20 protein-coding genes are annotated in these 23,377 nt (G+C 69.8%); 11 read left to right on the top strand and 9 right to left on the bottom strand.

Going from position 1 to position 23,377, the window contains the following annotated elements:
* Positions 1 to 35: 35 nt before the first annotated feature.
* Both ABZ906_RS30160 and ABZ906_RS30165 read right to left on the bottom strand, forming a co-directional pair.
* Positions 36 to 218, bottom strand: coding sequence for a DUF397 domain-containing protein (locus ABZ906_RS30160; RefSeq protein ID WP_361387968.1), 183 nt, complete (start codon positions 216 to 218; stop codon positions 36 to 38).
* Positions 219 to 228: 10 nt separating this feature from the next.
* Complete coding sequence (locus ABZ906_RS30165; protein WP_361387971.1) at positions 229 to 1,083, bottom strand: helix-turn-helix transcriptional regulator; 855 nt, start codon at positions 1,081 to 1,083, stop codon at positions 229 to 231.
* A 234-nt stretch (positions 1,084 to 1,317) separates the two neighbouring features.
* Here ABZ906_RS30165 and ABZ906_RS30170 point away from each other — a divergent pair, with 234 nt between their 5' ends.
* A complete protein-coding gene (locus ABZ906_RS30170; protein WP_361387974.1) occupies positions 1,318 to 1,791 on the top strand; it encodes an ATP-binding protein in 474 nt (157 codons plus the stop codon).
* A 271-nt stretch (positions 1,792 to 2,062) separates the two neighbouring features.
* Here the strand turns inward: ABZ906_RS30170 and ABZ906_RS30175 are convergent, their stop codons facing one another.
* Positions 2,063 to 2,596, bottom strand: a complete 534-nt coding sequence (locus ABZ906_RS30175; RefSeq protein WP_361186308.1) for a DUF937 domain-containing protein — start codon at positions 2,594 to 2,596, stop codon at positions 2,063 to 2,065.
* Positions 2,597 to 2,925: 329 nt separating this feature from the next.
* Here ABZ906_RS30175 and ABZ906_RS30180 point away from each other — a divergent pair, with 329 nt between their 5' ends.
* Complete coding sequence (locus tag ABZ906_RS30180; protein WP_361387977.1) at positions 2,926 to 5,283, top strand: ATP-dependent RecD-like DNA helicase; 2,358 nt, start codon at positions 2,926 to 2,928, stop codon at positions 5,281 to 5,283.
* Between the two features lie 182 nt (positions 5,284 to 5,465).
* Entirely contained in the window at positions 5,466 to 6,758 is a 1,293-nt protein-coding gene (locus ABZ906_RS30185; RefSeq protein WP_190080357.1) for a citrate synthase, read from the top strand.
* A gap of 492 nt (positions 6,759 to 7,250) precedes the next feature.
* On the opposite strand, the gene ABZ906_RS30190 is transcribed toward ABZ906_RS30185, so the two are convergent.
* The 4 genes from ABZ906_RS30190 to ABZ906_RS30205 form a co-directional block, all read right to left on the bottom strand.
* Positions 7,251 to 9,488 carry a heavy metal translocating P-type ATPase gene (locus tag ABZ906_RS30190; RefSeq protein ID WP_361387980.1) on the bottom strand — a complete coding sequence of 746 codons (2,238 nt, stop codon included), beginning with the start codon at positions 9,486 to 9,488 and terminating at the stop codon, positions 7,251 to 7,253.
* Between the two features lie 82 nt (positions 9,489 to 9,570).
* The gene (locus tag ABZ906_RS30195) at positions 9,571 to 9,891 is read right to left on the bottom strand and encodes a cation transporter (RefSeq protein WP_361186943.1); all 321 of its coding nucleotides are present in this window, start codon (positions 9,889 to 9,891) and stop codon (positions 9,571 to 9,573) included.
* Positions 9,892 to 10,060: 169 nt separating this feature from the next.
* On the bottom strand, positions 10,061 to 10,258 hold the full coding sequence (locus ABZ906_RS30200; RefSeq protein WP_190080360.1) for a MarR family transcriptional regulator: 198 nt from the start codon (positions 10,256 to 10,258) through the stop codon (positions 10,061 to 10,063).
* Between the two features lie 336 nt (positions 10,259 to 10,594).
* Positions 10,595 to 11,494, bottom strand: coding sequence for a sugar phosphate isomerase/epimerase (locus ABZ906_RS30205; protein WP_361387983.1), 900 nt, complete (start codon positions 11,492 to 11,494; stop codon positions 10,595 to 10,597).
* Positions 11,495 to 11,634: 140 nt separating this feature from the next.
* On the opposite strand from ABZ906_RS30205, the gene iolC reads away from it, so the two are divergent.
* The 7 genes from iolC to ABZ906_RS30240 all read left to right on the top strand — a co-directional run bounded on the left by iolC (position 11,635) and on the right by ABZ906_RS30240 (position 21,538).
* A complete protein-coding gene (iolC, locus tag ABZ906_RS30210; protein WP_361387986.1) occupies positions 11,635 to 12,666 on the top strand; it encodes a 5-dehydro-2-deoxygluconokinase in 1,032 nt (343 codons plus the stop codon).
* Positions 12,659 to 13,540: a deoxyribose-phosphate aldolase gene (locus ABZ906_RS30215; protein WP_361186297.1), complete on the top strand. Its 882-nt coding sequence runs from the start codon at positions 12,659 to 12,661 to the stop codon at positions 13,538 to 13,540. The genes iolC and ABZ906_RS30215 overlap by 8 nt, the downstream gene beginning before the upstream one ends.
* 9 nt (positions 13,541 to 13,549) lie before the next feature.
* Entirely contained in the window at positions 13,550 to 14,365 is an 816-nt protein-coding gene (iolB, locus tag ABZ906_RS30220) for a 5-deoxy-glucuronate isomerase (RefSeq protein WP_361387989.1), read from the top strand.
* Between the two features lie 36 nt (positions 14,366 to 14,401).
* The gene (gene iolD / locus ABZ906_RS30225; RefSeq protein ID WP_361387992.1) at positions 14,402 to 16,279 is read left to right on the top strand and encodes a 3D-(3,5/4)-trihydroxycyclohexane-1,2-dione acylhydrolase (decyclizing); all 1,878 of its coding nucleotides are present in this window, start codon (positions 14,402 to 14,404) and stop codon (positions 16,277 to 16,279) included.
* Between the two features lie 17 nt (positions 16,280 to 16,296).
* Positions 16,297 to 17,799 (top strand): CoA-acylating methylmalonate-semialdehyde dehydrogenase, encoded by a 1,503-nt coding sequence (mmsA, locus tag ABZ906_RS30230; RefSeq protein WP_361186290.1) that lies wholly within the window; start codon positions 16,297 to 16,299, stop codon positions 17,797 to 17,799.
* Positions 17,800 to 17,996: 197 nt separating this feature from the next.
* Positions 17,997 to 20,651, top strand: coding sequence for an alpha/beta fold hydrolase (locus ABZ906_RS30235; RefSeq protein ID WP_361387995.1), 2,655 nt, complete (start codon positions 17,997 to 17,999; stop codon positions 20,649 to 20,651).
* Positions 20,648 to 21,538, top strand: coding sequence for an ABC transporter permease (locus ABZ906_RS30240; protein ID WP_361387998.1), 891 nt, complete (start codon positions 20,648 to 20,650; stop codon positions 21,536 to 21,538). The genes ABZ906_RS30235 and ABZ906_RS30240 overlap by 4 nt, the downstream gene beginning before the upstream one ends.
* Here ABZ906_RS30240 and ABZ906_RS30245 read toward each other — a convergent pair.
* A complete protein-coding gene (locus ABZ906_RS30245) occupies positions 21,531 to 21,746 on the bottom strand; it encodes a DUF397 domain-containing protein (protein ID WP_361186282.1) in 216 nt (71 codons plus the stop codon). The two genes, ABZ906_RS30240 and ABZ906_RS30245, sit on opposite strands and share 8 nt — an antisense overlap.
* Before the next feature lie 11 nt (positions 21,747 to 21,757).
* Positions 21,758 to 22,609 carry a helix-turn-helix transcriptional regulator gene (locus tag ABZ906_RS30250; protein ID WP_361388001.1) on the bottom strand — a complete coding sequence of 284 codons (852 nt, stop codon included), beginning with the start codon at positions 22,607 to 22,609 and terminating at the stop codon, positions 21,758 to 21,760.
* A 226-nt stretch (positions 22,610 to 22,835) separates the two neighbouring features.
* Between ABZ906_RS30250 and ABZ906_RS30255 the strand changes: the two genes are divergently transcribed.
* Positions 22,836 to 23,258 (top strand): ATP-binding protein, encoded by a 423-nt coding sequence (locus tag ABZ906_RS30255; protein ID WP_361388054.1) that lies wholly within the window; start codon positions 22,836 to 22,838, stop codon positions 23,256 to 23,258.
* Positions 23,259 to 23,377 lie beyond the last annotated feature (119 nt).

The raw sequence follows: 23,377 nt of genomic DNA on the forward strand, positions 1-23,377 counted from the left end.
TAGGCGGCGTGCCGACGGGACTTTTTTGCAACGGGTCAGTTCGAGGCGGTCTTGAGGGTGCGTATCAGAGCGTGGAGGGGGGCGGGGGTTGTGGTGAGGGCGATGTCGGGGGTGTCGCTTTCCCGGAGGCGGATGGTGCCGTCGGGGGTGGCGGCGAGGTAGACGCAGGAGGAGGCCTCCTGGCTGTGGGATGACTTCTGCCAGTGCAGTTCCGGCACTTGGGCTCCTCTAGAGATCGCGGATCAGCCGCATGATGTGATCCCGGGACTTGCCCGGCGCCAGAGCGGCGGCCTCCATGCGGTCCAGAACCAGACGGTAGCGCTCCAACTGCGCGGGCGAATCGATCAGCTCCCCGCCGTGGTCGGTATCGATCTGCACCGTGTCGAGTTGCTGAACCGGGCCGTGGAAGTAGTCGATGCCCTGACCAGACGTGTGGAAAGGGCCGCTGTCGAACGTGATCACGGCAACGACCACATGTTCCGCCTCGCTCATCGCGGTGAGGTGGTCTAGTTGGGCCCGAGTGGTGGCCCGGTTGCCGAACCGCATGCGCAGTGCGGCTTCGTGAATGATCGCGGTGTACGGGGGAGGGTGCTCGCGGTGCAGGATTTCCTGACGCTTGATGCGGTGCGAGACGCGATGCTCGATCTCGTGTGGCTTCAGCGGTGGCACGGTCTGGTTGAACAGGGCTCGCGCGTGGTCCGGGGTTTGGAGTAGCCCGGGGATGTTGATGATCTGCGCCACTCGCAGTGCGTGGGCGTGGTGTTCGACCTCTGTGAGGTCGAGCATCCGGTGGGAGTGGACCTCGCGGTACTCCTCCCACCAACCTCGCCTTCGTTCACCTGTCATGGAGGCGAGTGCGTCCACCAGGGCTTCGTCGGTGCTGTCGTAGTGCCGAGCGAGAGTGCGCACGCGTTCGCCGCTGACTCCATAGCGTCCGGCCTCGATATTGCTGATGCGTGACTGGGTGGCGCCCAGCAGCGCGGCTGCCTCGGTGGCTGACAGATCCGCACGTTCGCGCAGCCTGCGGAGCTCGGTCCCGAGGCGTCTGCGGCGGGCGGTGGGTGGCGGGCTCGTCGACGGCATCAGCGGTACTCCTTGCTCGTACGCGTCGTGCAGAGGTAACTCACACGAGCTAACTAGGTCTACATTCCCTGTTTTGCATGGAATGTAGTCCATGAAGCTGGCTACGGTGTGTCTCACGCCGCTCAACTGCTCTGGCTCGTAAGGCGGAAGTGCACCGCGCCGCATGGTCGCGGCATTGCCACCGCCAGGCGGGCGAACCGTCGAGTGGGTCGACCCCTTCCCTGGGAGGCCTCAATGGTCACCGTAGCCCCACCCCAAGGCTGGTCCTACGCTCTCCACTTGCCGCATGATCCAAGAGCGCCCCGCGTAGCCCGTGTGACCTTGAGAGCCGCGCTCACCGGGCACGGTATGGGGGAACTCCTCGACGTTGCCGAGCTGTTGACGTCGGAGATGGTCACCAATGCCTACCGGCACACCAAAGGGCCCTCCTCGCTGCGGCTGCGGTCCGTTCGGCACGGGCGGTTGCGGGTCGGGGTGTGGGACAGCAACCCCCACATTCCCGCCCCCTTCGACAAACCCCCCGGCGCATACGGTGCACCGCACGTGGCAACGGACTCCGACAGCGGGCGCGGACTCCTCCTCGTACGCCACTGCGCGGACGCGTGGGGCGGGTGGCCCCTCGGGGATCAGCTCTTCGGCAGCGGGGGGAAATTGCTGTGGTTCGAGGTCGGGGAGCCTGCGGAATGCGGTCTACAACACCTTCGGTGATCTTCTAAGCCGCCTGAAACTCCAGAGGCGACGTACCTCAGCCGCGAGGAGACCGGGCCCCACGCGCCCGCACCCGGCATCGAGACGCGAGGGGGTGTGCCGGTATTTCCGCCCGGAGCACGGTTCGCAACGCTCCCCAGCCGAAGCAAAAGGGCGCCCACAGGCGGATGGCGAGGACGGACATACCGGCGCGGCCCCGCACCCACACACGGCCCCGCACCGCACCGGGACGCACCCGCAGCCGGCACGGCCCCGCACCGCCCCCGTAGCGCTACCGCTTCTTGCCGCCGCCCAGGATCTGCCCCAGCAAGTCACCGAGCCCGCCCCCAGCGCCGGCGCCGGCCCCCGTCCCCGTACCCGCCGAACCCGGCGTCCTCCGCGCCCGCTTAGTCAGCACCGTAAGCAGCACCGGAATCAACAGCTCGATCACCCGCGTCACGGACGCCACCGGCAGCCCCGTCTTCTTCGCCACCGCATTGGCCACCGGCCTGCTCATTTTCGCGAGCACCCCCGACAGCATCCCGCCCGCCGCAAGCCCCCCGAACCCTCCGAACCCGACAACGCCCTGCGGAGGAGACGCCTCGGCGAAGGCCTGTTCGACCTCAGGCGCCTCCACAGGGTCCTCCGCCTTCTCCTGGAGGTTCCCCGAAAGCGCGGTCACCGTGGTCCCCACCACGTCTTGCGCTCCCGCGGCATCCGTGCCGAGCAGCCCCGCGATCTCCTGGAGCCGGTCGTCGCCGAGCTCGTCGAGAACGTCCTTCTCCAAAGAGGTGTCAGCCGGGTTTGCGGCAGATTCATCGCTCATGGGCGAAACGCTACTTCCGCCCACCCTCATCGGCACTCCGAGAAGCATCGGCACTCCGAAAACTCCTCGCCTTCCCCGTGCAACCCTTCCCGCCCTACGCGGGTCGTACTGTGCGTCGGGATTTCCGCAGGGGGGATCCGGGGGGATCGCGGGATACCGACAGGGGAGGGGAAAACCCGAGGGGGCCCGGTCTGCAAACAGACCGGGCCCCTTCGAAGGTTCCACCCCGAGCCTCTGTCACCCCAAGCCCCCCGCACCCCAACACCCCCGCACCCCCGAGTTATCCACAGGCCCCCCGCACTGTCCGAGCAGAGCGATAGCGTCAGCGCATGTCGAGTCCAGCAGCGGCAGCAAAGGCAAAGGCGGGGGCGGCGACAGCCGCGGTGGTCGAAGGCGTCCTGGAGCGCATCACCTACGCCAACGAGGAGAACGGCTACACCGTGGCCCGCGTGGACACGGGCAGAGGCGCCGGCGACCTCCTCACGGTCGTCGGCGCACTCCTCGGCGCACAAGTGGGCGAGTCCCTGCGCATGGAGGGCCGCTGGGGCTCCCACGCGCAGTACGGCAAACAGTTCACGGTGGAGAACTACACGACCATCCTCCCCGCCACCATCCAGGGCATCCGCCGCTATCTCGGCTCGGGCCTCATCAAGGGCATCGGCCCCGTCATGGCGGACCGCATCACCACGCACTTCGGCGTGGACACCCTCGACATCATCGAGCAGGAACCCAAGCGCCTCGTAGAAGTCCCCGGCCTCGGCCCCAAGCGAACCAAGATGATCGCCGCGGCCTGGGAGGAACAGAAGGCCATCAAGGAAGTCATGGTCTTCCTCCAGGGCGTCGGCGTCTCCACGTCCATCGCCGTCCGCATCTACAAGAAGTACGCGGACGCCTCGATCTCCATAGTGAAGAACGAGCCCTATCGCCTCGCCGCCGACGTCTGGGGCATCGGCTTCCTCACCGCGGACCGCATCGCCCAGTCCGTCGGCATCCCGCACGACAGCCCGGAACGGGTCAAGGCAGGCCTGCAGTACGCCCTCTCCCAGTCCACCGACCAGGGCAACTGCTATCTCCCGGAGGAACGCCTCATCGCCGACGCGGTGAAGCTGCTCCAGGTCGACACGGGCCTGGTCATCGACTGCCTCGCGGAACTGGCCACGGAAGAGGAAGGCGTCGTACGGGAAAGGGTCCCCGCGCCCAACAGCGGCTCCGACGACAGCCCGCACGGCGAAGAAGACGTCACCGCCGTCTACCTGGTCCCCTTCCACCGCGCGGAACTCTCCCTCTCCGCCCAGCTCCTGCGCCTCCTCAGAACCCCCGAGGACCGCATGCCCGCCTTCCAGGACGTGGACTGGGGCAAGGCCCTGAGCTGGCTGGCCACCCGTACGGGCGCCGACCTCGCCCCCGAGCAGGAGGCGGCGGTCAAGCTGGCGCTGACCCAGAAGGCCGCCGTCCTGACCGGCGGCCCCGGCTGCGGCAAGTCCTTCACGGTGCGGTCCATCGTGGAGCTGGCCCGCGCCAAGAAGGCGAAGGTCGTCCTGGCCGCCCCCACGGGCCGCGCCGCCAAGCGCCTCGCCGAGCTGACCGGCGCCGAGGCGTCCACGGTCCACCGCCTCCTGGAGCTGAAGCCGGGCGGAGACGCGGCGTACGACAAGGACCGTCCTCTCGACGCCGACCTCGTGGTGGTCGACGAGGCGTCCATGCTGGACCTGCTCCTGGCCAACAAGCTGGTGAAGGCCGTAGCCCCCGGCGCCCACCTCCTGTTCGTCGGGGACGTGGACCAGCTGCCGAGCGTCGGCGCGGGCGAGGTCCTGCGCGACATGCTCAGCGAGCAGAGCCCCGTCCCCGCGGTCCGCCTCACCCACATCTTCCGCCAGGCCCAGCAGTCCGGCGTCGTCACGAACGCCCACCGCATCAATTCCGGGGTGCCGCCCATCACGCAGGGCCTCGACGACTTCTTCCTCTTCGTGGAGGACGAGACCGAGGACGCGGGCCGGGTCACGGTGGACGTGGCCGCGCGCCGCATCCCGGCGAAGTTCGGTCTCGACCCGCGCCGCGACGTCCAGGTGCTCGCGCCCATGCACCGCGGCCCCGCGGGCGCCGGCAACCTGAACGGCCTGCTCCAGCAGGCCATCACCCCCGGCAGGCCGGACGTACCGGAGAAGCGCTTCGGCGGCCGGGTCTTCCGCGTCGGCGACAAGGTCACCCAGATCCGCAACAACTACGAGAAGGGGCAGAACGGCGTCTTCAATGGCACCGTCGGAGTAGTCACCTCGCTCGACTCCGACGAGCAGCGGCTCACGGTCCTGACGGACGAGGACGAGGAGATTCCGTACGAATTCGACGAACTGGACGAACTGGCGCACGCGTACGCGGTCACCATCCACCGCTCCCAGGGCAGCGAGTATCCGGCGGTGGTGATCCCCGTGACCACGGGGGCATGGATGATGCTGCAACGCAATCTGCTCTACACGGCGGTCACGCGCGCCAAGAAGCTGGTCGTCCTGGTCGGTTCGCGCAAGGCTCTCGGACAAGCGGTGCGCACGGTTTCCGCGGGCAGACGCTGTACGGCCCTGGACTTCCGGCTCGCCGGAGGCCGTGGATCCGCCCCCGGATCCACCCCGCGGTCGACCGCGGGAACCACCCCCGGACCGACCGCCGGAAATTTTGATCGATCAAACGAGTAGGAAAGGTCACACACCACTTCCGCAACCGGGGCGAAGAGGGGCAGGATGAGAAGGTTGGCGGCACTGAGTGCCGCCAATAGGCCCAATGGTCGACCCCGAGTGCACTCTCCAGGGCCAAATGGGGGATGGTAGAGACAGTCAGGGCACCTCGAAGAAGAGGCACAACGTCGGTGAGGGATGACGTGAGCGACAACTCTGTAGTACTGCGGTACGGCGATGGCGACGAGTACACCTACCCGGTGATCGACTCAACTGTCGGCGACAAGGGCTTCGACATCGGGAAGCTCCGCGCCCAGACCGGTCTGGTGACCCTGGACAGCGGCTATGGCAACACCGCCGCCTATAAATCCGCCATCACCTACCTCGACGGCGAGCAGGGCATCCTCCGGTACCGCGGCTACCCGATCGAGCAGCTGGCCGAGCGCTCCACCTTCACCGAGGTGGCGTACCTGCTGATCAACGGCGAACTGCCGAAGGTCGACGAGCTCGCCAGCTTCAAGAACGAGATCACGCAGCACACCCTGCTGCACGAGGACGTCAAGCGGTTCTACGACGGCTTCCCGCGTGACGCCCACCCGATGGCGATGCTGTCGTCCGTGGTCAGCGCGCTGTCGACGTTCTACCAGGACAGCCACAACCCGTTCGACGAGAAGCAGCGTCACCTTTCGACGATCCGCCTTCTCGCCAAGCTTCCGACGATCGCCGCCTATGCGTACAAGAAGTCGCAGGGCCACCCGGTCGTCTACCCGCGCAACGACCTCGGCTACGTCGAGAACTTCCTGCGCATGACGTTCTCGGTGCCCGCCGCCGAGTACGACCTGGACCCGGTCGTCGTCTCCGCGCTCGACAAGCTCCTGATCCTGCACGCGGACCACGAGCAGAACTGTTCGACCTCCACCGTGCGTCTGGTCGGCTCGTCGCAGGCGAACATGTTCGCCTCGATCTCCGCCGGCATCTCGGCCCTCTGGGGCCCGCTGCACGGTGGCGCCAACCAGTCCGTCCTGGAGATGCTCGAGGGCATCAAGCAGGACGGCGGCGACGTCGACACCTTCATCCGCAAGGTGAAGAACAAGGAAGACGGCGTGAAGCTCATGGGCTTCGGGCACCGCGTCTACAAGAACTTCGACCCGCGGGCGAAGATCATCAAGGCGGCGGCGCACGACGTCCTCTCGGCGCTCGGCAAGTCCGACGAGCTCCTGGACATCGCGCTGAAGCTGGAAGAGCACGCGCTGGCCGACGACTACTTCGTCGAGCGCAAGCTCTACCCGAACGTGGACTTCTACACGGGCCTCATCTACCGCGCGATGGGCTTCCCGACCGAGATGTTCACCGTGCTGTTCGCGCTCGGCCGTCTTCCCGGCTGGATCGCGCAGTGGCACGAGATGATCAAGGAGCCGGGATCCCGCATCGGGCGCCCGCGCCAGATTTACACCGGCGAGGTTCTCCGGGACTTCGTCCCGGTCGAAGGTCGCTGATCTTCTTCGGGAACTGCGGGCCGCACGTGGCTGGTCGCGCAGTTCCCCGCGCCCCTTAGGGGCGCCAAGCGAAAAGCGCCCCGCCGTCGATCCCCCCACGGGTCGACGGACGGGGCGCTTTCCTGTTTCCCGGTGCGGATTCCCCCCACGGGATCCGGCCGGGCGTCTGTGGTGGCAGCGCGCCAGTCGTGCTGTTCGTACTGCGATGCGATCTGCCGGGACGCGTACGTAACAGGAGGGCCGCTCAAAGCTCCCCGGTGTACGTGCCCCGGCCAACGCATTCCTAGGAACATCCCCCAAGATGTCCCCGATGTCTAGAGACGTCCCCCAAGACGTCCCTTGCATCGCCTCTTAGACTCGCGAACCCCCTGAATGGTTACGTTCGGATGCCTGTGATCTGCGTCTCTTGCATATGTCCTGAACATGCGCAAGCCGCCCGATATGCCGATCGGGGCTCATGAGTGAGGATACTGCAACTGGTATGTGAAGGGACTATGTAAACGCCCTGAGACGAAGGCTGTTGGTCACTACGAAGACCGATGAGAACGCCATCGCGGCGCCGGCGATCATCGGATTCAGGAATCCGGCCGCGGCCAGCGGCAGCGCGGCGACGTTGTAGCCGAAGGCCCAGAAGAGATTGCCCTTGATGGTGGCGAGGGTCTTACGGGAGAGCCTGATCGCGTCGGCGGCCCCGCGCAAGTCCCCGCGCACCAACGTCAGATCGCTCGCCTCGATGGCCGCGTCCGTGCCCGTGCCCATCGCGAGGCCCAGATCGGCGGTGGCGAGAGCGGCGGCGTCGTTCACCCCGTCCCCGACCATCGCGACGACCTTGCCCTCCTCCCGCAACCGCCGTACGACATCGACCTTCTCCTCGGGCAGGACCTCCGCGTACACGGAATCCGCGTCGATGCCGACGGCCCGGGCCACCGACCGGGCGACCGCCTGGTTGTCTCCGGTCAAAAGCACCGGCGTCAGACCCAGGGCGCGCAGCTCGCGCACCGCTTCGGCGCTGGTGTCCTTGACGGTGTCGGCGACGGCGAGGACGCCGCGTGCCACGCCGTCCCAGGCGACCAGGACGGCCGTACGCCCCGCCGCCTCGGCCTCGGCCCTGAGCGCGGCGACCGAGGCGAGCCCCTCGACTCCCGCGTCCGCCAGGAGCCGCTCGCGCCCCGCGAGCACGACATGCCCCTCCACCGTCCCGCGCACGCCGGACCCCGCGACGTTCCCGAAGCCCTCCACGGCGGGCAGGGCGCCCGTCTGGAGCCCCAACTCGGCTGCCGCGCCCGCGGCGACCGCCCGGGCCACGGGATGCTCTGAGGCGTGCTCCAGGGCCCCTGCGAGGCGCAGCAGCTGCTTCTCCTCGGTCTCCCCGACGGCGTACACCTCCCGCAGCGTCATGCGCCCCGTCGTGACCGTCCCGGTCTTGTCCAGGACGACGGTGTCCACCCGGCGGGTGGACTCGAGGACTTCGGGGCCCTTGATGAGGATGCCGAGCTGCGCGCCGCGCCCCGTGCCGACCATCAGGGCGGTCGGTGTCGCGAGGCCGAGCGCGCACGGGCAGGCGATGATCAGGACGGCGACGGCCGCGGTGAAGGCGGCGGTCACGTCGCCGGTCGCGCCCAGCCAGGCGCCGAGCGTGGCGGTGGCGATGAGCAGGACCACCGGCACGAAGATCCCGGCGATCCGGTCGGCCAGGCGCTGCACCCGGGCCTTGCCGGTCTGCGCGTCCTCGACGAGCTTGGCCATCCTGGCCAGTTGGGTGTCGGCGCCGACCCGCGTGGCCTCGACGATGAGCAGCCCCGAGACGTTCGTGGTCGCCCCCGTCACCGCGTCGCCCACGGTCACGTCCACCGGTACGGACTCGCCGGTCAGCATCGACGCGTCGACCGCGGAGACGCCTTCCACGACGATGCCGTCGGTCGCGACGGCCTCTCCCGGCCGGACGGCGAAGCGGTCGCCGACCACGAGGCGCGCGACCGGAACACGGACCTCCGAGCCGTCGCGCAGTACGGACGCCTCCTTGGCGCCCAGTTCGAGCAGGGCGCGCAGAGCCGTCCCCGCCTTCCGCTTCGAGCGGGCCTCCAGCCAGCGGCCGAGCAGGATGAAGGAGATGACGCCCGCGGCGACTTCGAGATAGAGCGTCGACGCCGCGTCCGCGCGCGAGACGGTGAACGTGAAGCCGTGTCGCATCCCCGGCATTCCCGCGTCGCCGAGGAACAGCGCCCACAGCGACCAGCCGAACGCGGCGAGCGTGCCCACCGACACCAGCGTGTCCATGGTCGCCGCGCCGTGCCGCAGATTCGTGAACGCCGCCCGGTGGAAGGGATATCCGCCCCAGACGACGACGGGCGCGGCCAGGGTCAGTGAGAGCCACTGCCAGTTGTCGAACTGCAACGAGGGGATCATCGCGAGCAGGACGACGGGCAGGGAGAGCACCGCCGAGCCGATGAGCCGCTGCCGCAGCGTGTCGGGCTCGGTGATGTCGGCCGTGGTGGCCGGAGCGTCCGGCTCGGGGGGAGCGGGGACGATCTCCTGAGCGGTGTAGCCCAGTTTCTCGACCGTCGCGATCAGCTGCGCGACCTCGACCCCTTCGCCGTACGAGACCTTCGCCTTCTCCGTGGCGAGGTTGACCGACGCGGTCACGCCCTCCACGCGGTTCAGCTTCTTCTCGATGCGGGCGGAGCAGGAGGCACAGGTCATCCCGCCGACGGCGAGTTCGACTTCGTTCATGGCTCTCTCGTACGACTGGGGTGCAACGGCGGCAGGCCCTGTGACGGTGTCACAGGGCCCGGGGTACCCGGCAGGGGTGGGGTCAGGCCTTGACGGCACCGGTGAGTTCGTAGCCCGCCTCGTCGACGGCGGCGCGGACCTCGGCCTCGTCGAGCGGGGCCTCGGAGACCACGGTCACCTGGCCGGTGGCGGCCACCGCCTTGACCGAGCTGACGCCGGCGATCTCCGAGATCTCGCTGCTCACGGCGCCCTCGCAGTGACCACAGGTCATGCCGGTCACCTCGTACACGGTCGTGACCGCGCCCTGCGGCGCCGCGGCGGCGCCGTCGGAGTGGCAGGAACCGCTGGGGGAGCAGCAGGAACCGGAGGTCTCGGCCTGCGGGAGCTCGGTCTGGGCGCTCATGTCGTTCTCCTCGGTCAGGGTGCGGCGTGTGTGCGTGCGCACGGGTGCGTCGTAATGTGCAGGGGAGGTTCCGGTGTTCCCGGGAGACCCCCTGACACTCACCACACTATACCCCTAGGGGGTACACCTCAAAGAGGGGGAGGCCGGGGGTGGGGCCCCATCGGGGCGGTCAGTCCGTGCGCCCGCGGTTGCGTGGCCTCGACGCCACCCAGGCGCGGACGGTGTCCGCGTACCAGTAGGGCTTCCCGGACTCCACGTGGTCGGGGTCGGGGAGCAGGCCGTGCTTGCGGTAAGAGCGCACGGTGTCGGGCTGCACCCGGATGTGCGCGGCGATCTCCTTGTACGACCAGAGCCTTCGGTCGGTCATCAGTGGCACCTCCCTGCGGGCGCCGCAGGGGCGACTCGGGGGGAGCCGTCGGGGGAGCTGCGGCGCGACGCTGGCGATCACTCAGCCTGTGCCCGGTGAACGACGCTTGGTGACCGAGCGGAGGCGGCTGTCGACCGGCTGTTACCGATCACCCGCGTATACGGGACATGCGTGACAAGGGGGTGTTGTTTGTGACGCTTGTGATGCAAGGGGCAGAGGCGAACACGAGTGCACGCAGGCCGGCGTCGGGTGTGCCCCGCAAGAGGTGCGGGGATCTGTGCGATCCGCCCCCGCCGGGCCGCGGGCGGACTCTTCGCCGCCCCTCGCAGCGGAGCGTCAGGCCCCGCAGGACCGCAGATACGACCGCGTGCGGCGGGCGATCGGCAGCGGCTGGTCCGGCGGGCACGGGTACATGTCCTGCTCGACGATGGCGAACAGGTCGACGTCCAGTTTCTGGGCCGCCGCGAGGACCGGCTCGATCGCCGGGATCCCGGTCGGCGGCTCGCACATCACGCCGCGCGCCACCGCGGGCCCGAACGGCATCTCCTGCGCGCGTACTTCGGCGAGGACGGCCGGGTCGACCTGCTTGAGGTGCAGATAGCCGATGCGCTCGCCGTACGTCTCGATCAGCTTGACGCTGTCGCCGCCGCAGTAGGCGTAGTGGCCCGTGTCCAGGCAGAGCGAGACGAGGGCGGAGTCGGTCGCGTCGAGGAAGCGGGTGACGTTCTGCTCGTCGTCGATGTGTGTGTCGGCGTGCGGGTGCACGACCACGCGCAGGCCGTACTGCTCGCGCACCTCGTACGCGAGGCGCTCGGTCTGGCTCGTGAGCTGGTGCCACTGCTCAGGGGTGAGCGCGCGGTCCTCGAGGACCTCGCCGGTCTTGTCGTCGCGCCAGAAGGCCGGGATGACGACGAGGTGCTCGGCGCCCATCGCCTGTGCGAGTGCCGCGTTGTCGGCCACATGGGCCCAGGTCTTGTCCCATACGGAGGGTCCGTGGTGGAGCCCGGTGAAGACCGTTCCGGCCGAGACCTTCAGTCCGCGCCGCTGGGTCTCGGCGGTCAGTACGGCCGGATCGTTCGGCAGATAGCCGTACGGTCCGAGCTCGATCCACTCGTACCCGGAGTCCGCCACCTCGTCGAGGAAGCGGCTCCAGGGGACCTGGCCCGGATCCTCGGGGAACCACACGCCCCACGAGTCGGGTGCCGAACCGATCCGGATGCGTGACAGCGTCGTCATGCCCGCCAGCTTTCAGGTCGCCGCGGAACGATGTCAAGGAGTGGTCCGAATGTAAGGACAATGTGTTGACAGGGGGCATGGGGCGGAATAGACCTAGGGGCTGGACTCGGGGGGCGGGAACGGCAGCGAGGGAGTGCAGGGTGTCCGATCCGAACGACGTCGTCGATCCGTACGACGTCATCACCATGGGCCGGATCGGGGTGGATCTGTACCCCCTGCAGGCCGGGGTGTCCCTCGCCGATGTCAGCACGTTCGGCAAGTTCCTGGGCGGTTCGGCCTCGAACGTCGCCGTCGCCGCATCCCGGCTCGGCCGCCGCGTCGCGGTCGTCACGCGCACCGGCGACGACCCCTTCGGCGGCTATCTCCACCGTCAGCTGCGGGAGTTCGGGGTCGACGACCGGTGGGTGAGCCCGGTCGCGGGCCTGCCGACCCCTGTGACCTTCTGCGAGGTCTTCCCGCCGGACGACTTCCCGCTCTACTTCTACCGGCAGCCGAAGGCCCCTGACCTGGAGATGTACGAGGAGGAGCTCGACCTCGGCGCGATCGCCTCCGCACGGATGTTCTGGATGACGGGCACGGGGCTCTGCGCGGAGCCCAGCCGGTCGGCGACGCTCGCCGCGCTCCGGGGCCGGGCGAAGGCCGGACTCACCGTCTTCGACCTCGACTGGCGGCCGATGTTCTGGGAGCGGGTCGAGCAGGCGCGGGGCTTCTACGCACAAGCCCTCGCCCACGCCACCGTCGCGGTCGGCAATCTCGACGAGGTCGAGGTCGCCACGGGAGTGCGCGAACCGGAATCCGCCGCCCGCGCGTTGCTGGACTCCGGCGTCGAACTCGCCGTCGTCAAACAGGGCCCCAAGGGGGTCCTGGCCATGAACGCGAAGGGCGAGCGCGCCGAAGTGCCGCCGCTGCCCGTGACGGTCCTCAACGGCCTCGGGGCCGGGGACGCCTTCGGCGGTGCCCTGTGCCACGGGCTGCTCGAAGGCTGGGATCTGGAGCGGATCATGCGGTACGCCAACGCGGCGGGGGCGATCGTCGCCTCGCGCCTGGAGTGTTCGTCCGCGATGCCGTTCCCGGACGAGGTCGAGGCGGCGCTGGCCGCTGGAGCGGTGCGGGACGGGGACGGGGACGGCGGCGGGGCGGGAGCGGCGGCGGGGGGAGAGGCGCATGGCTGACCTCGCCGACCTCGTACGGATCCGGGCCAGGCACCCCGAAGCCATCGCCGAGGCCGCCGCCCGGCGGACCAGACGCCCGCTCCTCGGCGACACGGGGCGGCTGATGATCATCGCCGCCGACCATCCCGCCCGGGGCGCACTGTCCGTCGGCGGGGACAAGCTGGCCATGGCCAACCGCGGGGACCTCCTCGAACGGCTCTGCCTGGCGCTCTCACGCCCCCGCGTGGACGGCGTGCTCGCCACCGCCGACATCCTCGAAGACCTGCTCCTGCTCGGCGCCCTGGAGGGCAAGGTCGTCATGGGGTCGATGAACCGGGGCGGGCTCGCGGGGGCCTCGTTCGAGCTGGACGACCGGTTCACGGGCTACCGGGCACAGGACATCGACCGGCTCGGGTTCGACGCGGGCAAGCTCCTGCTGCGGGTCGACCACGAGGACCCCGGCTCCCTGGCCACCCTGTACTCCAGCGCCCGCGCGATCGATGACATGGCCGAGCGGAAGCTGCCCGTGTTCGTCGAGCCCTTCCTCAGCAGCCGCCCGCCCGACGGCGGCCCGCCGCGCAACGACCTGAGCGCCGAGGCCGTCACCACCTCCATCGCCATCGCGTCGGGGCTCGCCGGGACTTCTGCGTACACCTGGCTGAAGGTCCCGGTGACCGAGAATCCGGACGACATGGCGCAGGTCATGGAGGCATCGACGCTGCCGGCGGTCCTCCTCGGGGGTGACATCGGCGACGACGGTGACGCCGCGTACGAGAAGTGGCGCGGCGCGCTTCAACTGCCCACCGTGCACGGTCTCGTCGCCGGGCGCACGCTCCTGTACCCGGCCGACGGCGACGTGGCGGGCGCCGTCGACACCGCTGTCGGACTGCTGTAGGAGGTCCCTATGACGTACGTACCGAAGGGCAGCGCGGCCGAGGGGCCGTACGCCCTCGAACTCGATCCGAAGCGGTCCGGCCTGGTCTATTCCGCTCTGCGTGTGATCGACATCGAACCCGGCGCCACACACTCCTTCGCCACCGGGGAGAGTGAATGGATCGTGCTCCCGCTGACGGGCGGCTGTACGGTGCACGCGGAAGGCGAGATCATCGAACTGCTGGGCCGGGAGAGCGTGTTCAGCGGAGTGAGCGACTTCGCCTACGTGCCCCGTGATGCCCACATCCAGATCGCCTCCGGCGCGGGAGGCCGCTTCGCCCTGGCAGGAGCGAAGTGCGAGCGTCGACTCCCCGCCCGCTACGGCTCCGCGCCGGAGGTTTCCGTCGAGTCGCGCGGCAGCGGCACGTGCTCCCGCGAAGTCCGCAACTTCGCGTCCGCCGACGCCTTCGACTGCGACCGCCTCATCGCCGTCGAGGTGATCACCCCCGGCGGCAACTGGTCCTCGTACCCGCCGCACAAGCACGACGAGCACCGCCCCGGCGTGGAGGCCGAGCTCGAAGAGATCTACTACTTCGAGATCGAGGCGACCGGGGAGGGCCGGGAAGGCTTCGGCTACCAGCGGGTCTTCCCGTCGCGTCCCGGCGGCACCGACGTCCTGGCCGAGGTCCGCACGGGCGACGCCGTACTCGTCCCCGACGGCTGGCACGGCCCGTCGATCGCCCAGCCGGGGCACAGCATGTACTACCTGAATGTGATGGCCGGTCCCGGAGAGGAGAGGGAGTGGCGGATCTGCTTCCATCCCGATCACACGGAGGGGTACCGATGACTGTGGAGGGACACCGATGACAGCGGAGGCGAAACGATGACCTCGACGATCAGGCTGACCACCGCGCAGGCCCTCGTCCGCTTCCTGTCCCGGCAGTTCACCGAGCGCGACGGCGAGCGGCAGCGGCTCATCGGCGCCACCTGGGGGATCTTCGGGCACGGCAACGTCGCGGGCATCGGCCAGGCCCTCGTGGAGTACGGCGACGAGATGCCCTTCCACCAGGGCCGCAACGAACAGGCCATGGTGCACGCCGCCGTCGGGTACGCCCGCCAGTCGGGCCGCCTGTCCACGCACGCCGTCACGACATCCATCGGACCCGGCGCGACCAACCTCGTCACCGGCGCCGCACTCGCGACGATCAACCACCTCCCGGTGCTCCTGCTGCCCGGCGACACCTTCGCGAGCCGCCCCGCCGACCCGGTGCTCCAGCAACTCGAAGTCCCGTACGCGGGCGACGTATCGGTGAACGACTGTCTGCGCCCGGTGTCGAAGTACTTCGACCGGATCACCCGGCCCGAGGCCCTGATCCCGGCCGCGCTCGCCGCGATGCGCGTCCTGACCGACCCGGCGGACACCGGCGCCGTCACCCTCGCCCTGCCGCAGGACGTGCAGGCGGAAGGCTTCGACTGGCCCGAGGAGTTCTTCGAGGAGCGGACCTGGGGCGTACGCAGGCAGGCGCCCGACCCGCGTGAACTGGCCGCCGCCGCGCAGGCCGTGCGCACGGCGCGGCGCCCGCTGATCGTCGCGGGCGGCGGGGTCCACCACAGCGCCGCCGAGGACGCGCTGCGGGACCTCGCCGACGCCACCGGCATCCCCGTCGCCTCCACCCAGGCCGGCAAGGGGTCCCTGCGCTTCGACCACCCGGCGGACGTCGGCGGCATCGGGCACACGGGCACCGCAACCGCCGACGAACTCGCCCGCACCGCCGACCTGGTGATCGGCGTCGGTACCCGCTACAGCGACTTCACCACCGCGTCCGGCACGCTCTTCGAGACGCCGGACGTCCGCTTCCTGAACCTCAACGTCACCGCGTTCGACGGCCACAAGATGGCGGCCACGCCCCTGGTCTCGGACGCACGCGCGGGCCTCGAAGCGCTGACCGGCGCGCTTGAGGGATGGCGGGTCCCGCCCGCGTACGTCACCGAGTACAGCGAGGACAAGGCGCGCTGGGAGATGCGGGTCGACGCCGCCTACACGGCCGACGAGCCCGACGCGCGGCCCACGCAGGTCCAGGTCCTCGGCCTGCTCGACGGCCTCGTCACGGACACGGACGTGATCATCAACGCGGCCGGCTCGCTCCCCGGCGATCTCCACAAGCTGTGGAGGGCGCGCTCGCCCCGGCAGTACCACGTCGAGTACGGCTACTCCTGCATGGGATACGAGATCCCCGCGTCGATCGGTGTCGCCCTCGCGGCGCCGGACCGCCAGGTCTGGGCCCTGGTGGGCGACGGAACGTATCTGATGATGCCCACCGAGATCGTCACGGCCGTCCAGGAGAACATCCCGGTCAAGGTCGTGATCCTGCAGAACCACGGGTACGCGTCCATCGGCGGGCTCTCCGAGTCCGTGGGCGGCGAGCGGTTCGGCACCGCCTACCGCTTCCGGGCGCAGGACGGCACGTACACGGGCGCGCCGCTGCCCGTCGACCTCGCGGCCAACGCGGCCTCCCTGGGGATGCGTGTGATCCGCGCCAAAACAGTCTCTGACCTGCGCGATGCGCTCGCCGAAGCGCGGGCCGCCGACGGTCCCACATGTGTCTACGCGGAGACGGAAACGGCAGACACAGTGTCGCCCCCGCCCCCGGCGCAGGCGTGGTGGGATGTGCCCGTGGCCGAGACCGCGGACCGGCCGTCCGCGATCAAGGCCAGGAAAGAGTACGACCGGCACGTCTCAGCCCGACGCCGCCACCTGTGAGAGTAGGGATGCTTGTCATGACGAAGACCGTCAATCACTGGATCGGCGGGAAGACAGTCGAGGGTGCGTCGGGGACCTACGGTCCGGTGACCGACCCCGCGACCGGCACCGTCACCACGCAGGTCGCCTTCGCCTCCGTGGACGAGGTGGACGCCGCCGTCGCCTCCGCTCGCGAGGCGTACGCCACGTGGGGCAAGTCGTCGCTCGCCAAGCGCACCTCGGTCCTGTTCGCCTTCCGCGCGCTGCTCGACGCCAACCGTGACGCGATCGCCGAGCTGATCACCGCCGAGCACGGCAAGGTGCACTCGGACGCGCTCGGCGAGGTCGCGCGCGGCCTGGAGATCGTGGACCTCGCGTGCGGGATCACGGTCCAGCTCAAGGGCGAACTGTCGACGGAGGTCGCCTCGCGCGTGGACGTCTCGTCCATCCGCCAGCCCCTCGGCGTCGTCGCGGGCATCACGCCGTTCAACTTCCCGGCGATGGTGCCGATGTGGATGTTCCCGCTCGCCATCGCGTGCGGCAACACCTTCGTACTGAAGCCGTCCGAGAAGGACCCCTCGGCCGCGATCAAGATCGCCGAGCTGCTCTCCGAGGCCGGGCTCCCGGACGGCGTCTTCAACGTCGTGCACGGCGACAAGGTCGCCGTCGACCGGCTCCTTGAGCACCCGGACGTGGCGGCCGTCTCCTTCGTCGGCTCCACGCCGATCGCCCGCCACATCCACTCCACCGCGTCCGCCAACGGCAAGCGCGTACAGGCCCTCGGCGGCGCCAAGAACCACATGCTGGTCCTGCCGGACGCCGACCTCGACGCGGCGGCCGACGCGGCCGTCTCGGCGGCGTACGGCTCCGCGGGCGAGCGCTGCATGGCCATCTCGGCCGTCGTCGCGGTCGGCTCGATCGGCGACGAACTGGTCGCGAAGATCAAGGAGCGGGCCGAGAAGATCAAGATCGGCCCCGGCAACGACCCGACATCGGAGATGGGCCCGCTGATCACGGCGGCCCACCGCGACAAGGTCGCCTCGTACGTCACCGGCGCGGCGGCACAGGGCTGCGAGGTCGTCCTCGACGGCACCGGCCACACCGTCGAGGGCTTCGAGAACGGCCACTGGGTCGGCCTCTCCCTCCTGGACCGCGTGCCGGTCACGGCCGACGCGTACAAGGACGAGATCTTCGGTCCCGTGCTGTGCGTCCTTCGGGTCGACACGTACGAGGAGGGCGTGGCGCTGATGAACGCGTCGCCCTTCGGCAACGGCACCGCGATCTTCACCCGCGACGGGGGCGCCGCGCGGCGCTTCCAGCTGGAGATCGAGGCGGGGATGGTCGGCGTCAACGTCCCGATTCCCGTGCCGGTCGGCTACCACTCCTTCGGTGGCTGGAAGGACTCGCTCTTCGGCGATCACCACATCTACGGGAACGACGGCACGCACTTCTACACGCGGGGCAAGGTCGTCACCACCCGCTGGCCGGACCCGTCGGACGCGCCGGAGGGCGTGGACCTGGGGTTCCCGCGGAATCACTGAGGGCGGACAAACAGATCTAGCCCGTCCGGCGTTTGAGGACGAACTCGGCGAAGCCGGTGATTGCGGTCACCGAGGCCGCAGGGGCCCGCCGTACCGCAGCCGTGGTACGGCGGGCCCCCGCCGTACTCCTCAAGTAGGCAGCCGGGTTCAGCCCACCGGCTGCCGAGGTTGTCACCCCTCGCCCGTACGGTTGACGCATGGATCTACGACTGCCGAAGCTGCCCAAGCGCAGACTGCTCGCCGCGGCGGCCGCCCTCGCCCTGCTCGCGGGCGCCGGCACCTGGACGGCGGTGGCATCGGACGACGGGCCCACCGTGCACCGCCAGGACCGCATCATGCAGATGACGGGCGCGGGCGGCGCGAAGATCGACACGTCGTACTTCACCGCGGGCGACCCCTCGGTCAAACGCCCCGCCGTCCTCATCGGCCACGGCTTCGGCGCCAGCAAGGACCAGCTGCGCGCCCAGGCGGAGGACCTGGCCGGCCAGGGCTACGCGGTCCTCACCTGGTCCGCCCGCGGCTTCGGCAAGTCCACCGGCAAGATCGGCCTGAACGACCCGAAGGGCGAGGTCGCCGACGCGTCGCACCTGATCGACTGGCTGGCCGAGCGCCCCGAGGTGCAGCTGGACAAGAAGGGCGACCCCCGCGTCGGCATGACCGGCGCCTCGTACGGCGGCGCGATCTCCCTCCTCACCGCCGGTTACGACAACCGCGTGGACGCCATCGCCCCCCAGATCACGTACTGGAACCTCAGCGACGCCCTCTTCCCGAACGGCGTGTTCAAGAAGCTCTGGGCAGGCCTCTTCATCAACACCGGCGGCGGCTGCGAGCGCTTCGAGAAGCAGCTCTGTGAGATGTACAACCGTGTCGCGGTGAACGGAAAGCCCGACGCGGCGGCCCAGAAGCTCCTGGCCGAGCGCAGCCCGCAGGCCGTCGGCGACCGCATCAAGGTGCCCGCCCTGCTCGTACAGGGCCAGACCGACTCGCTCTTCCCGCTCGGCCAGGCCGACGCCACGGCCAAGGCGCTCCGCGCCAACCACGCACCCGTCTCCGTCGACTGGATCGCGGGCGGCCACGACGGCGGAAACGCCGAGACCGGGCGGATCAACGGCCGTATCGGATCGTGGTTCGACCGCTATCTGAAGGACGACAAGAGCGCGGACACCGGCCCCGGCTTCCGGGTCACGCGCACCGGCGGCATGGACTCCACGAACGGTTCCGCGCAGCTGCGGGGCGCGAGCGGCGACCAGTATCCCGGCCTGGAGAGCGGGCCGCGGGGCATCGCGCTCAGCGGGCGCGAGCCGCAGCGCGTCGAGAATCCCGCGGGCGCCGCACCGCCCGCCATCTCCGCGCTGCCGGGCGCGGGCGGCGGCGGACTCGACGAGCTGTCCTCGCTCGGAGTCGGCGTCTCCCTCGACTTCCCCGGCCAGCACGCGGCGTTCCAGTCGGCGCCCCTCAAGGACGATCTGCGGATCACCGGGTCACCGAAGGTGCGGGTGCACGTCAAGTCCACCAGCGAGGACGCCGTGCTCTTCGGCAAGGTGTACGACATCGGCCCCGGCGGCGGCCAGAAGGTGCTGCCCTCGCAGCTGGTCTCGCCGATCCGGGTGGAGGGCGCGAAGGCGGGCAAGGACGTCACCCTGACCCTCCCCGCCGTCGACCACGACCTCCAGAAGGGCCACCGCCTCCGCCTCGTCCTCGCGTCGACGGACCTCGGCTACGCCTCTCCGGCGCAGCCCGCCACGTACACGGTGTCCGTGAAGGGTGACCTTCAGATCCCCACGGCGCCCGGCGTGAAGACGGCGGCGGCGCCGCTGCCCGCCTGGGTGTGGTGGCTCCCGGCGTCCGGAGCGGTGCTCGCCGTGCTCCTCCTGGTCACCGCGCGGCGCCGGACGGCCGCGCCCGCGCCCGACCCGGACCTCGAAGAAGTGCCGCTGCGGATCACGGACTTGAGCAAGCGGTACGCCAAGTCCGTGGACCGTTACGCCGTGCGTGACCTCTCCTTCAGCGTCGAGAAGGGCCAGGTGCTCGGCCTCCTGGGCCCGAACGGCGCGGGCAAGACGACGACCCTGCGCATGCTCATGGGCCTCATCAAGCCCGACGCGGGCGAGATCCGCGTCTTCGGGCAGGCGATCAGGCCGGGCGCTCCCGTCCTCTCCCGGGTCGGCGCGTTCGTCGAGGGCGCGGGCTTCCTGCCGCACCTCTCCGGGCGCGAGAACCTGGAGCTGTACTGGAAGGCCACCGGGCGCCCCGCCGAGGACGCCCGCATGGACGAGGCGTTGGAGATCGCGGGGCTCGGCGACGCGCTCGCCCGCGCGGTGCGGACGTACTCGCAGGGCATGCGGCAGCGGCTCGCGATCGCCCAGGCCATGCTCGGCATGCCGGACCTGCTGATCCTCGACGAACCGACGAACGGGCTCGACCCGCCGCAGATCCGCGAGATGCGCGAGGTGATGATCCGGTACGCGCAGGGCGGCCGTACGGTCATCGTCTCCAGCCATCTCCTCGCCGAGGTCGAGCAGTCCTGCACGCATCTGGTGGTCATGGACCGCGGCCGTCTCGTCCAGGCGGGCCCGGTCGCCGAGATCGTCGGCTCCGGCGACACGCTCCTGGTGGGGCTCGCGGACGAGATCTCCGAGCCGATGGTGGACAAGGTGGCCGCGCTGCCCGGCGTCGCGTCGGCGGTCCGTGCGGACGGCGGCCTCCTCGTGCGGCTCGACGGCACGGAGGCAGGCAGCGCCGCACGGCTGCTGCCCGAACTGGTGCGCCTGGAGCTGCCCGTGGAGTCCATGGGCCCGCACCGCCGCCTCGAGGACGCGTTCCTGACCCTGATCGACGGAGGCAACGCATGAGCGCCACAGCCACGCAGCCGGGTAAGCCCCCGCCCGGGACGGAACACGCCACGGCCCCCGGATACCGCCCCGGCCGTACGCTGCCGCTCCGCGTCGAAGCGGTCCGCCAGCTGAAGCGGCGCCGGACCCTGGTGATGGCCGGGGTGATGGGCCTGCTGCCCTTCGTCCTGCTCATCGCGTTCGCCGTCGCCGGTTCGCCGGAGTCCCGAAGCGGCCGCGTGACCCTGATGGACACGGCCACGGCGTCCGGCGCGAACTTCGCGGCGACGTGTCTGTTCGTGTCGGCGGGCTTCCTGCTCGTCATCCCCGTCGCACTGTTCTGCGGGGACACGGTCGCCTCCGAGGCGAGCTGGTCGTCCCTGCGCTATCTCCTCGCGGCTCCCGTGCCGCGGGCCCGCCTCCTGTGGTCGAAGCTGGCGGTGGCGCTCGGGCTCAGCGCGGCGGCGATGGTGCTCCTCCCGGTGGTCGGCCTGGTGGTGGGCTCGTTGGCCTACGGCTGGGGGCCGCTCCAGATCCCCACCGGCGGCGCGATGCCCGCGGGCACGGCGGCGCAGCGCCTCGTGGTCGTCGTGGCGTACATCTTCGTCTCCCAACTGGTCACGGCCGCGCTCGCGTTCTGGCTCTCGACGAAGACGGACGCACCGCTCGGCGCGGTCGGCGGCGCGGTGGGCCTGACCATCGTCGGCAACGTCCTGGACGCGGTGACGGCACTGGGCAGCTGGCGCGACTTCCTCCCCGCGCACTGGCAGTTCGCCTGGGCGGACGCGATCCAACCCCGAATGGAATGGGGCGGAATGATCCAGGGCTCCGCGGTCTCGGTGACGTACGCGCTGGTGCTGTTTGCGCTGGCGTTCAGGGGGTTTGCGCGGAAGGACGTGGTTAGTTGAGGTCCCCGGCGGAGCCGCCGCCTCCCCCTTGTGACTGCAAGCCACGTATGAGGGAGGCGAGTTGTGCGGGGGAGGCGGAGAGCTCTGTGCCGGGGGCTTCGCTTTCGCGGAGGCGGATGGCACCGGCGGTTGCGGTGAGCTCTACGCAGTTGGGCGCGTCTTCGTCGCCGGAGAACGAGGATTTCTGCCATGCGGGGGCTGGTGCCATGTCGAGACCTTTCAGGTGCGTTTTGCCAGTTCGTGTAGGAAGTCCCTCGACTCTACGACGCCGAGCGCAGCCCCTTCCACGTCGCCAATCACCCTTCGGTACCGGCTGAGCTGGGCCTCCGCGTCCATATACATGGGGCCATGTGCGGTGTCCAAGAGCACCGTGTCCAACTGTGGGACTGAGCCACCTGCGATCAGCATGGGGTTGCCGATCCGGGTGAAGCCATCTCTTTCGAACGGGACTACACGAACCGTGACTTGTGGGCGCTCGGACTGCTCCAGGATGTGCAGCAATTGCCGCCGGGCAACCTCGCCATCAGCGACCCTGACACGCAGTGCCGCCTCATGGATCACCACCTCGAAGCGAAAGGGTGCCTCCTTGTCGAGGGCGACCTGTCGCGCAAGGCGGAACTGCACACGTGCCTCCACCTGCTCCCTGGGGAGCCGTGACTCGGAAGTGGAGTAGATCGCCCGCACTTGCTCCTCGGTCTGCAACAGACCGGGGATCTGCACGTTCTCGAACGACCTCAAGTACGCGGCGTGGTGCTCCAATTCCGCAAGGTCGAGGAAGCCTTGCGGGAGCATGCGGCGGTGCTTGTCCCACCAGCCGCGCGCACGTTCGCCGGTCATAGCTGCCAGGGCGTCGACCAGCGCGGAGTCGTCACATGCGTACTGCCCGGCCAGGAGCCGGACGCGGTCAGCGCTCGTTGCGACACGCCCTGACTCCATGGTGGAGAACTTGCCCTCGTTGATCCCTGCGGCGCGAGCCGCCTCCCGGAGGGAAAGTCCCGCCCGCTCCCTGAGCCTGCGAAGTTCCTTACCCAGGCGCTCCTGTCGCGCTGTGACGGTCACCCTCGCTGCCATGTGCTCCTGCTTTCAGGCTGGTTGAGAGGCACCATAGTAGGGGGCAGGCTTGACCCTGGTAGAACTTTACCCCTACCGTCAGTGACGCAACGCACACACTGCGGAACTACCGGGACCCCGGAAGCGCACCACCCCGTCGTGCCACGACGGCCGTGAAACTGCCACCGCCCACCTACCGCAGCGGTCCCAAGCCCCTCACCTCGCCCGGAGTTCCGCCATGCCGAAGATGCCGGAAGACCCCGCTCCCGATCCCGCCCCTGAACCGTGGGAGTACACCCTCTACATCCCCCACGACCCCCGCGCCGTCACGATCTGCCGACGCACCCTGCGCCTGATCCTCGCCGCGCACGGCCTGCCACACCTCTCCGACGCCGCCGAACTCGTGGCCACCGAGCTGGTCGGCAACGCCCTGTGTCACACCAAGGGCCCCGCCGCCCTGCGCCTGCGCTGGACGGGTCTGCTTCTCCGCATCGGTGTCTGGGACGCCGACCCCACACCACCGGCGCCACCGTCGAGCACCGCCCTGGACGCTGAGCGGGGCCGGGGGTTGGCGCTTGTCCGCACCTGCGCCGACGGCTGGGGCTGGTATCCGCTCACGAGTACGGGGGACTCCGGCAAGTACGTCTGGTGTGAACTCGCGGCTGCGTGAGCGGGGTTGGGGGCGGGGGTTGTGGTGGTCCGGTGTTGGACATGGGGCACCGGGGCCGTCCGGTTCTCCGAGATTGGCGGTTCCGGGCCGGGCGTCAAGGGCGCTCCGCTGCGCTACGC

Origin of the sequence: Streptomyces sp. NPDC046925 (assembly GCF_040644915.1) — a bacterium.
Taxonomy (GTDB): Bacteria; Actinomycetota; Actinomycetes; order Streptomycetales; family Streptomycetaceae; genus Streptomyces.